This is a genomic window from Solirubrobacter deserti (assembly GCF_027587175.1).
Classification (GTDB): Bacteria; Actinomycetota; Thermoleophilia; order Solirubrobacterales; family Solirubrobacteraceae; genus Solirubrobacter; species Solirubrobacter deserti.
The window spans coordinates 18,589-28,553 of sequence record NZ_JAPCID010000078.1 but is presented as its reverse complement, the minus strand read 5'-3'; the positions used below and the strand labels follow the sequence as shown (position 1 = coordinate 28,553).

Genomic DNA, 9,965 nt, shown 5'->3' with positions numbered 1-9,965 from the left:
CGCCGCGCACCGGCGACGACCCGTCCGAGCGCGGCGCGCCGCACGGCGGCGGCGGGCATGGGCGCTCCCAGCGGCACGTGGGCGGGCGGCGCGAGAGCGCGAGCATCACGGCGTTCGTCGCCGGGCTCGACGGGATGCCGCCGGTGGACGCGGTGACCGCGGCGCTCGGGGATCGGGTGCTCGTCTCGTTCTTCGCGCTGGAAGGCCAACTGCACGCGGTCACGTTCGCCGACGGGCGGGCGCGGATGCGCACCGTCGGCGCGCGAGCGGAGATCGCGAAGGAGGTGGCGAGCCTGCGCTTCGGGTTGCGCAACCTCGCCACCGCGCGCGCCGGAAGCCGGACGGAGCAGGGCATGCGCGACGTCGTGGCCACGGTGGCGCAGCGGCTCGACGCCCTGCTCGCGATCGATCCGGACGCGCAGCGGGAGCTCGTGATCGTGCCGACCGGCGAGCTGCACGCGCTGCCGTGGGCGCTGCTGCCGAGCCTGCGACAGCGCGCCGTGTCGGTCTCCCCCTCCCTGCGGCTGTGGTACCGGTCGGCGTTCGCCGGCCCGCCGCCACGCCACCCGCGCCGACTGCTCGTGGCCGGGCCGCGGCTGCCCGCGGCGACCGCAGAGGTCGAGGAGCTCGCGCGCCGGCACCCGGAGGCGGTCACGCTCACCCGCGACGACGCCACGGTCGAGCAGGTCGCGCTGGCGCTCGACGGCGTGGACACCGTCCACATCGCCGCGCACGGGCGCTTCCGGGACGACAACCCGCAGTTCTGCAGCCTCGAGCTGGCGGACGGGCAGCTGACGGTCTACGACCTGGAGCGTCTCAGCCGCGTCCCGAAGCGGATCGTGCTCTCATCGTGCGAGTCGGGCCTGTCCGCCGTCCACGCGGGCGACGAACTGATGGGGTTCACGGCGGCGCTGTTCGCGCTCGGCACGTCCTCGCTGATCGCCGCCGTGGTGCCGGTTCCCGACGCGGCGGCCAAGGGCCTGATGCTCGCGCTCGACGACGAGCTGTCCGCGGGCGTCAGGCCCGCCGCGGCGCTCCTGAACGCGCGGCTCGACGCGCCGGAGATGAGCGTCGCGCCGGCCGCGTTCGTCTGTTTCGGGGCGGGCTGACTACCCTTCGCAAAGTGAAGACGAAGCCGCTCCGCTCGACGGTCGAACTCGTCCTGACCGTCGCGGTGGCGCTGTTCTTCGCCCTGACGATCCAGGCGTTCGCGGTCAAGCCCTACCGCATCCCGTCGGAGTCGATGGTGCCCACGCTCGAGGTCGGGCAACGCATCCTCGTCAACCGCTTCTCGCACCGCGTCGGCGGCGACCCGAAGCTCGGCGACGTGACCGTGTTCACGCCGCCCTCGGGCGTGGACACGCGCGAGTGCGGCAATCGCGGGCAGGGACCGTGGTACGACGGCGGCGCCGAGGCGCGCCAGCCGTGCGCGAAGGCGACGGGCGAGAAGGCCGACACGACGTTCGTCAAGCGCGTCGTGGGCATGCCGGGCGACACGATCGCGGTCGTCGACGGCAAGGTCATCCGCAACGGCAAGCCCACCGAGGAGCCGTTCGCGTCCGAGTGCTCCGGGCCCGAGTGCAACCTCAACGAGATCAAGATCCCGGCGGGCACGTACTTCATGATGGGCGACAACCGCGGCGACTCCGAGGACAGCCGCTTCTGGGGTCCGGTCCCGCGCGACTGGATCATCGGCGAGGCGGTCGCCACCTACTGGCCGCCTAAGGAGATGGGCGGGGTCTGAACTAGGCATTCCCCCGATGTGCGGATCGCCGCCGCGCCGCACCATCGGGTCATGCTGATCACGGACCGCCCCTCCGCCGACCTCTCCGCCCTCCGCTCCCGCCTTCACGGCGAGGTCCACGGTCCGACCGACCCCGGCTACGAGGACCTGCGCAAGCCGTGGAACCGCGCCGTCGATCAGCGGCCCGCGGCGGTCGTGTTCCCGCGCACGGACGAGGACGTCGTGACGCTCGTCCAGTTCGCGGGCGAGAGCGGCTTCGACCTCGCGCCGCAGGCCACGGGCCACGGCGCGGGCGCGACCGGCTCGCTGGAGCGCACGATCCTCGTCCGCACCGACCACATGCGCGGCGTCCGGATCGACCCAGCCACCCGCACCGCCCGTGTCCGCGCCGGCGCCCGCTGGAGCGACGTGACCGTCCCCGCCGCCCGGTACGGGCTCGCGCCGCTCGCGGGCAGCTCACCCGATGTCGGCGTCGTCGGCTACACGCTCGGCGGCGGCGTCGGCTGGCTCGCCCGCAAGCACGGGTTCGCCTGCAACGCGGTCACCGCGATCGAGGTCGTGACCGCCGACGCGCAGCTCATCCGCACCGACACCCGCACGCACCCCGAGCTGTTCTGGGCGCTGCGCGGCGGCGGGACGCCGGCCTACGGGATCGTCACCGCGATCGAGTTCGAGCTGCACCCGGTGACCGCGCTCCACGGCGGCGCGCTGGTGTTCCCCGGCGTCCGCGCCCAGGAGGTGTTCACCGCCTGGCGGGACTGGACGCGCACCGTGGGCGACGAGGTCACCTCGCTGTGCCGGCTCATCAACCCGCCCGGTGGCGACCCGGTCGCGATCGTCGAGGTCGCGATCCTCGGCGGCGACGCGATCCTCGCGCCGCTGCGCGCGCTCGGGCCGGTCGCCGACCTGGTCGCGCCGATGCCGCCGGACGCGCTCGGCGCGATCCACAACGACCCGAAGGAGCCGAGCGCCGCCGCCCACGGGCACCGCCTGCTCAACGACCTGACCGACGGCGCGATCGCCGGCCTGCTCGCCCACGCCGGCGCGCCGCTGCTCGCCGTCGAGCTGCGTCACCTCGGCGGCGCGATGGCCCGCGGCAGCGTCTGCAACGGCGCGCTCAACGACGTCAAGGGCGAGTTCCTGATGTTCTCCGTCGGCCTCGCGCCGGACGCCGAGACGGCCATGACCGTCGACGCCGCCCTCGCCCGCCTCGACGACGCGCTCGAGCCCTGGGACGCGGGCCGCGCGCTGGTGAACTTCACCGAGCGCCCGGCGCGCTTCCACGACGGCTTCACCCAGCACCGCCTCCGTGCGCTCAAGGCGCAGGTCGACGGTGCCGGGATCTTCCGCAGCCGCTAGGGGTTGGTCGTCGACAGCGTGAAGGTGAGCGCCTTCGCGTAGGTGCCGGTACGCAGCGGCTCATTGCCCCCGATCGCCTGCTTGAACGTGACCGTGACGTCCTCGTTGGAGGTCGGGCCCGTCCAGGACTTGACCACGCCGAGCCCCTGCAGCGGCGACGCCAAGGTGAACGCGCCGTTGGCCAGGTGACCCGGGTTGGCGCCGGTGTCGGCCACCGTCAGCGTCGCGTCACCCGCGGTGGAGGTGACGGTGGCGTGGGTCGTGGCCGTGTACTCCTTCGCCACGCCGGGGACGAACGGCTCGAAACTGGCGGGCGCGCTCAGTGACAGCGCGAGCGTCGCCGGCACGGTGCCGCCGACGGTGCCCTCCGTGCCGCACGGGGCCACCGTCTTCGTCTGGCCCTTGTCGATCAGCACCTGCTGGCCGCTGACCGTCTTCCCGTCGGGCGCCACGCACGTGAGCGTCCAGCTCTCCTGGTAGAAGCCGTTCGGGCCCGGGACCATGCCCTCGGCGCGGTAGGGCGGGACCGGGCGCACGGACGGGTTCACGTGGAAGGAGAACTGGCCGGAGGCGGGGACCGTCATCGAGGACTGGAGCGTCGTCGGGATCGCCTGCGGCGGGTTCGTCGGCTCCGGGTTCGAGGTGAGCTTGATCCGGTTCGTGTACAGGTTGAAGGACTTGCTGACCTTCAGCGTGTGGCCCGCGGGTGCCTTGCCGGTGATCACGGAATGACCGGCGTCGATCGTCGGGAACACGAGCGCCTGGTAGAAGGCGTCGCGGACGGGGTGGCCGTGGTAGGCGGTCTTGACGTCCTGCGGCGCCGCGTCCGGGACCACGCCGGTGTAGTCGCCGACCGTGCAGAACGCGTAGTTCGGCGTCTGCGAAGAGCGGTTGGTCGGAGCGTTGCGCACGCCGCAGCTCTGCGAACCGCCGACGGACTCCATCGTGACCGCGAAGCCGCGCGTGGCGTAGTAGGACCAGTCGACCGTTTCGCCGCTGGTCTCATAATCGTGCGCGGAGTCGCGGACGTTCGTGTAGCCGCCCTTGGTGCGATCGGCCATCGCGAGCGAGAGGCCCCGGATGACGTCCAGGTCCGCGGGGAGCCCGGCCGCGATCTCCAGGCCCGGATAGAACAGCGCGTGGGACGCGTTGTGGTTGGTGACCAGCGCGACGACCTGATGGTTCTTGACGATCTCCATCGTGTTCTGGACCTCGGGCTCGGACCCCGGGCCCGCGCCGCGCGCCGTCAGCGACACGCCGATGTTCGAGCCCCAGCCGAAGGGATAGTTGCGGTTCATGTCGACGCCGCGACTGTTCGCGCGCGTCCAGGCGACGACGCCGTCCGGGTTGACGATCGGCATGGCGATGAAGCGCACCTTGTCGAAGATCGCCTTGACCTTCGGGTTCGTCTTGGACGTGTTGATCACGTCGTAGATGAACTCGACCGTGTGCTCCATGGCGGCCCACTCGTTGCCGTGGATCGTCCCCATCATGAAGAACACGGGCCGGCCGTCGTGCGCGTCGACGTCGTTGGTGATCTCCAGGTACTTGACGTCCCGGCCCTGGACGCTCTTGTAGGGCGCGGTCTTGAGCTTGACGAAACCGGGGTTCGCGGACGCGAGGTTCGCGAGCTCCTGGTTGACCTGCTCATACGTGCGGTAGCCCCAGTTCTCGGCGCTGCCCGCAGTGGGCGGGGCGGTGCGCCCGCTCGGGAACTGCGCGATCGTGGTGAGGCCGAGCTCGTCGAACGCGGCCTTCGCCGCGTCCACGGTGGGCTCGGCCGACGCGACGGCCGGAACGGCGCAGCCCGCGACGACCGCGGCGGCCGCGGCCGCCAACAGCTTGTTTGAAAACGACATGGTCCCCCTCTTCAGGCCCGCGCCCTGGACCCGCGCGTGCGGTTTGGCGCGGTGACACTATGCGCCGTCGGAGGTCAGATCAAGCCGGCAGGCGTTGTGAAATCTCAACGGGCTGACCGCCCGGGAACGTGTAGCGCATGACCAGCCACGCGCTGCGCGCGGGCGTGCCGCGGAGCTTGACGCGCAGCCGCCGCTGCCCCGCCGCGGAGAACGTCCGCTCCACCACCGCGGACCGGCGCTGATCGCCGACGCGGACGTGGGCGCGCACCGTTCCGCGCGCCGGCACGCGCACGCGCAGGCGCACGACCGAGCCCGACCGCTCGACGTCGAGCACCTCCGGACTGGTGACGGCGACCGTGGCTGAGAAGTGCGCCAGGCCGGCGTGCGTGTCGCCCGCGAGCGTCGCGTTCACCGGCAGCGGAAACGTCGCCACGGCGCTCGGGGCGAGCGTCAGCGCCCACGTGTGCGGGTCGCGCTGGGTCAGCGTGCCGACGCCCGCGGGAACGGTGACCGCGGTCGCCGGGACGCCGAAGCGCAGGGTCAGGGTCGAGCCCGGAGCCACGCCCACGCGCGGCGAGGTGCCCGGCGTCGGCGGCATGCCGTCCCAGCAGGCCGGCTGGCCGCTGAAGCTCAGGCAGCCGCCCACGAAGTACATCGGGAGGTCGTCGATCCACCCCTGCGCCGGCGTGAGCGGCGGCGGGGTCTGAGCCTGCGCCGCGGCCGGCGCGGCGAGCATCGCGAGCAACACTGACGCAATCCTCAACATGTCGCCACCTTAGCCGCACCGGGATCCGACACCTTCGTCCGTCCGATCGTGTTGACTTGCGGTCCGATGGTCCGGACCCTCCTAGCCGTGGCGCTGCTGCTCGTGCTGGCGCCCACGGCACACGCGCAGATCACGCCGCCCGTCCCCGAGCATCGCGCGGACCCGACGCTGACGACGCACGTCCAGCGCAGCGGCCCGTACAACCTCGGCCCGTACGCGACGCTGTTCGAGTCGGTGAAGGTCGCGCCGCCCGACGTGCCGGGCGCGATTGTCGGGATGGACGTCCGGCTCGTGGACAAGGACGGCACGGTGCTGCCGCAGTACACCGCGATGCTGCACCACATCGTCTACACCAACGGCGGCCCGGACGATCAGCGGCGGGACCCGATGTGCCCGCTCAAGCGCACGCGCGAGCGCTTCTACGGAACGAGCGAGGAGCTGCGCCCGCTGACGCTGCCGCCGGGATACGGGTATCCGAGCAACCCGGCCGACAAGTGGCGGTCGTCGCTGATGGTCATGCACCACCGCTCCGGCACGCAGGAGTTCTACGTCGAGACGCGCGTGACGATCGACCCGCGCCCGGTGATCCCGGTCAAGCCGTACTGGCTGTCGGTGATCCCGTGCTCGCCCGACCCGCAGTGGTCGGTGCCCGGCCGGGGATCGAAGGAGCACCGGCGCGCGCGCACGTTCGACATGCCCGAGGCGGGCCGGATCGTCGCCGTCGGCGGCCACCTGCACGGCGGCGCCAACGAGCTCATCCTCAGCCAGCCCGGCTGCAAGTACCGCACGCTCGTCACCAACAAGCCGTTCTACGCGCCTTCCGACGACAAGCTGTACGCCGTCCGCCCGCTGTTGCACGAGCCGGACCCGAAGGCGATCAGCTGGTGGCAGTCGCCCACCGGCTACGCGTTCCAGAAGGGCGAGACCCTCAAGGTCACCGCGTCCTACGACAACACGCGCCCGCACACGCGCGTGATGGGGATCAGCCACGTCTATGTCGCGCCGCCGGCACCGGGCGCGCCGGACGTCAAGTGCGCGCCCGCACCGCCGGACGCGCAGGAACTCGGCGCTGAGTTCCCCCGCGCGCGGACCGCGCCGCCCAAGCTGCGCCTGACGCTCTCGCGCGTCGGCGGCGACGGCCGCGCGCGACCCACCACCCAGGCTGACGGCTCGGCGCGCGAGATCGAAGGCCCGACCACGAGCGTGACGGTGCGCGACTTCCGCTTCAGCGCGCCGAACCTCGTCGTCGGCCGCGGCGCGATCGTCCGCTGGCGGTTCCCCGACGACGAGCGCCACGATGTCACGCTCGCCGACGGCCCCGTCGGCTTCGGCTCACCGTGGTCGCAGGACGGCGACCAGTACGGCCGGCGCTTCACCGAGCCCGGCCGTTACCTGCTGATGTGCTCGCTGCACTCGGCGTTCATGAACCAGGTGGTGACCGTCAGGTCGTCACCACCGCGCCGCCCCGACGCGGATCGCCCCCGCCGCTGAACGCGCCGGTGCCGTGGTGGCGCTCGGCCGCCTGGCAACCGCCGAAGAAGAGGTTGCGCTCGCGGAAGCGCACCATCGTGCGGCCCGCGATGTCCGCGATGCCGGGCTCGGTGTAGACGAGCCCGTCCTCGAAGTGCAGGCGCGGCGCGTCCACGGCGGGCTGCGCGTCCATCCCGTGGTCGATCGCGTTGACGATCACCTGCAGGATCGCTGACCGGATGCGGTTGGAGCCGGCGCTGCCCACCACCAGCTCGGGCCGGCCGTCCTCGAGCACGATCGTCGGCGCCATCATCGACGGCAGCCGCCGCCCCGGCGGGTGCGTGAACCAGCCCGCGGGCGAGAGGTCCTGCTCGCCCATCATGTTGTTGACGTGGATGCCGGTGCCGGGGACGACGAGCCCAGAGCCCTCGCCGTTGGTCGTCGTGACACTGCACGCCCAGCCGTCGGCGTCGAGCACGGAGACGTGCGTGGTGGAGCCGAGCCGGGAGCTCATGAACGCCTCCGCGAAGCCCGGCGCGTGCAGGTGGTCCAGGAACGCTTCCGTGCGCTCGGTCTGCGCGGCCTCCATCGCGGTCACGAGCGCCGCGCCGTCCGGCTTGCCGCCCGCCCGCTCCAGCAGCGCGAGCGCGTAGGCGATCAGCAGCCCGCCGGCGCTGGGCGGCGGGTTCGTGAGCACCTCGCGGCCGTGATAGCGGACGCGCACCGGCTCGCGCGGGATCGTCGAGTAGGCATGAAGGTCGGTGCGGGAGAGCGTCCCGCCGCGTTCGCGCACCCAATCCGACACCGCGAGGCCGATGTCGCCCTCGTAGAACGGTCCGGCGCCCTCGGACGCGAGCCGCTCGATCGCGTCGGCCAGGTCCGGGTCGCGCACCACGTCACCCTCGCGCGGGAGCGCGCCGTCGAGCTGGTAGCGCGCGCGGGACTCCGCGGTCGCGACCGCGATCGGCGCCAGCAGCTCCCACAGCAGCGCCTGCGTCCGGTTGGTCACGATCCCGTCACGCGCGGCGGCGACCGCCGCCGCGGCCAGGTCCGGCAGCGGCACGCTCCCGAAGCGCGCGGACGCCTCCGCCACCCCGGCCGGCACGCCGTACACGCCGCACGAGGACGCGCCGATGTGGAACACCTGCACCGCGTCGCCGAAGTCGATCACGACCGCGTCGAGCGGCGCGCGGTCACCGCCGGACGGCGCCGCGACCATGAAGTCCAGCAGCACCGGCTCCGCCCCGGGCGGCGCGACGAGCATGGAGCCGCCCGCGCCGAGCCCGGTCAACAAGGGCTCGGCCATGAACGACATCATCAGCGCGGCCAGCGCCGCGTCCACCGCGTTGCCGCCGGCGCGGAGGATGTCCGCGCCGGCCTGGGCGGTGAGTGGGTGGCCGGCCGCGACGACGCCGCGATCAGCCATCGGGCGTCACCTCCGGGGCGCCCTCGAAAGGGCGCCCCCGCGAAGCGCCCCCGAAGGGGCGCCCCCACTCAGAATCGCGGGATGAACTCAGGGACGTCGACGTCGGTCGGACGCGCCGAGCGGGCGGCGGGCTCACGCTCACGCGTTCGGGTTACCCGCGGCTCGCCCACGGGCTCACGGAAGCCGCCGCGGTCGGCCGTGGCCGGGCGCGACGGCGTGCCCTCGTAGCCCGTGGCCACGACGGTCACCCACACCTCGTCCTCGAGCTTCTCGTCGACCATGGCGCCGAAGATGATGTTCGCGTCGGGGTGCGCGGTCTCCTGGACGGCGCGGGCCGCCTCGTTGACCTCCCACAGCGACAGGTCCCGGCCGCCCGTGATGGACAGCAGGATCGCCTTCGCGCCCTCCAGCGTCGTCTCCAGCAGCGGCGAGGACGTGGCCTGCGCGGCCGCGTCGATCGCGCGCTTCTCGCCCGTGCCCATGCCGATGCCGAGCAGCGCGTTGCCGGCCTCGGACATGATCGTGCGCACGTCCGCGAAGTCGAGGTTGATCAGGCCCGGGAGCGTGATCAGGTCGCTGATGCCCTGGACGCCCTGGCGCAGGACGTCGTCGGCGACGCGGAACGCCTCGACCATCGACGTCTGCTTGTCCAGCACCGACAGCAGCTTGTTGTTCGGGACGACGATGAGGGTGTCCACCTCTTCGGCGAGCGCCTCGATGCCGGCCTCGGCCGCCTGCAGGCGGCGCGAGCCCTCGAAGCCGAACGGCTTGGTCACGATCCCGACGGTGAGCGCGCCGAGCTCACGCGCCACGCGCGCCACGACCGGCGCCGCGCCCGTGCCCGTGCCGCCGCCCTCGCCCGCCGTGATGAAGACCATGTCCGAGCCCTTGAGCAGGGACTTGATGCGGTCGTAGTCCTCCATCGCGGCCGCGCGACCGCGGTCCGGATCGGAGCCCGAGCCGAGCCCGCGCGTGATGTCCGCGCCGATCTGCAGCGTCAGGTGCGCCGAGGAGGACTGCAGGGACTGGGCGTCCGTGTTCAGGGCCATGAACTCGACCCCGCTCACCTCCGCCTCGATCATCCGGTTGACGGCGTTCACGCCGCCGCCGCCCACGCCGACCACGCGCAGCTGCGGTGTACCGACGCGGTCCTGGCTGACCGAGCCCCACTGGTAGTCCGCGGCCGACGGCGGCGCGGCGGGCGGCTCGTCCGCCGGGGGCGGGGCCATCATGTCGCCCGGCACGTCCGTGCTGAAGGCGTGCCGCAGCCGCTCCTGCGGGGAAGGCGGCTGCACCGGCGTCGCGCGCTCGGGCACGGCCGGCTGTTGCGGTTCATCCACG

Annotated in this window: 8 protein-coding genes; 4 read left to right on the top strand and 4 right to left on the bottom strand. The window is 72.8% G+C overall.

The annotated features are described in order from the left end of the window. The 3 genes from OJ962_RS32235 to OJ962_RS32225 all read left to right on the top strand — a co-directional run. Nucleotides 1–1,109, top strand: a 1,109-nt coding sequence (locus OJ962_RS32235) for a CHAT domain-containing protein (RefSeq protein WP_270006876.1), incomplete at its 5' end; no start/stop codon positions are given. 14 nt (nt 1,110–1,123) lie between these two features. After that, nucleotides 1,124–1,744, top strand: a complete 621-nt coding sequence (gene lepB / locus OJ962_RS32230; protein ID WP_202956792.1) for a signal peptidase I — start codon at nt 1,124–1,126, stop codon at nt 1,742–1,744. Nucleotides 1,745–1,795: 51 nt separating this feature from the next. Beyond that, nucleotides 1,796–3,103 carry an FAD-binding oxidoreductase gene (locus OJ962_RS32225; RefSeq protein WP_202956791.1) on the top strand — a complete coding sequence of 436 codons (1,308 nt, stop codon included), beginning with the start codon at nt 1,796–1,798 and terminating at the stop codon, nt 3,101–3,103. On the opposite strand, the gene OJ962_RS32220 is transcribed toward OJ962_RS32225, so the two are convergent. Next, a complete protein-coding gene (locus tag OJ962_RS32220; protein ID WP_202956790.1) occupies nt 3,100–4,962 on the bottom strand; it encodes a M14 family zinc carboxypeptidase in 1,863 nt (620 codons plus the stop codon). The genes OJ962_RS32225 and OJ962_RS32220 overlap by 4 nt on opposite strands. Before the next feature lie 79 nt (nt 4,963–5,041). Further along, nucleotides 5,042–5,710, bottom strand: coding sequence for a hypothetical protein (locus tag OJ962_RS32215; protein WP_202956789.1), 669 nt, complete (start codon nt 5,708–5,710; stop codon nt 5,042–5,044). Nucleotides 5,711–5,815: 105 nt separating this feature from the next. Here OJ962_RS32215 and OJ962_RS32210 point away from each other — a divergent pair, with 105 nt between their 5' ends. Next, complete coding sequence (locus OJ962_RS32210; RefSeq protein ID WP_202956788.1) at nt 5,816–7,219, top strand: hypothetical protein; 1,404 nt, start codon at nt 5,816–5,818, stop codon at nt 7,217–7,219. Here the strand turns inward: OJ962_RS32210 and OJ962_RS32205 are convergent. Together OJ962_RS32205 and ftsZ are read right to left on the bottom strand one after the other, a co-directional pair. Continuing rightward, nucleotides 7,170–8,624, bottom strand: coding sequence for a gamma-glutamyltransferase family protein (locus tag OJ962_RS32205; protein WP_202956787.1), 1,455 nt, complete (start codon nt 8,622–8,624; stop codon nt 7,170–7,172). The genes OJ962_RS32210 and OJ962_RS32205 overlap by 50 nt on opposite strands. A gap of 68 nt (nt 8,625–8,692) precedes the next feature. Then, nucleotides 8,693–9,964: a cell division protein FtsZ gene (gene ftsZ / locus OJ962_RS32200; RefSeq protein WP_270006875.1), complete on the bottom strand. Its 1,272-nt coding sequence runs from the start codon at nt 9,962–9,964 to the stop codon at nt 8,693–8,695. Nucleotide 9,965 lies beyond the last annotated feature (1 nt).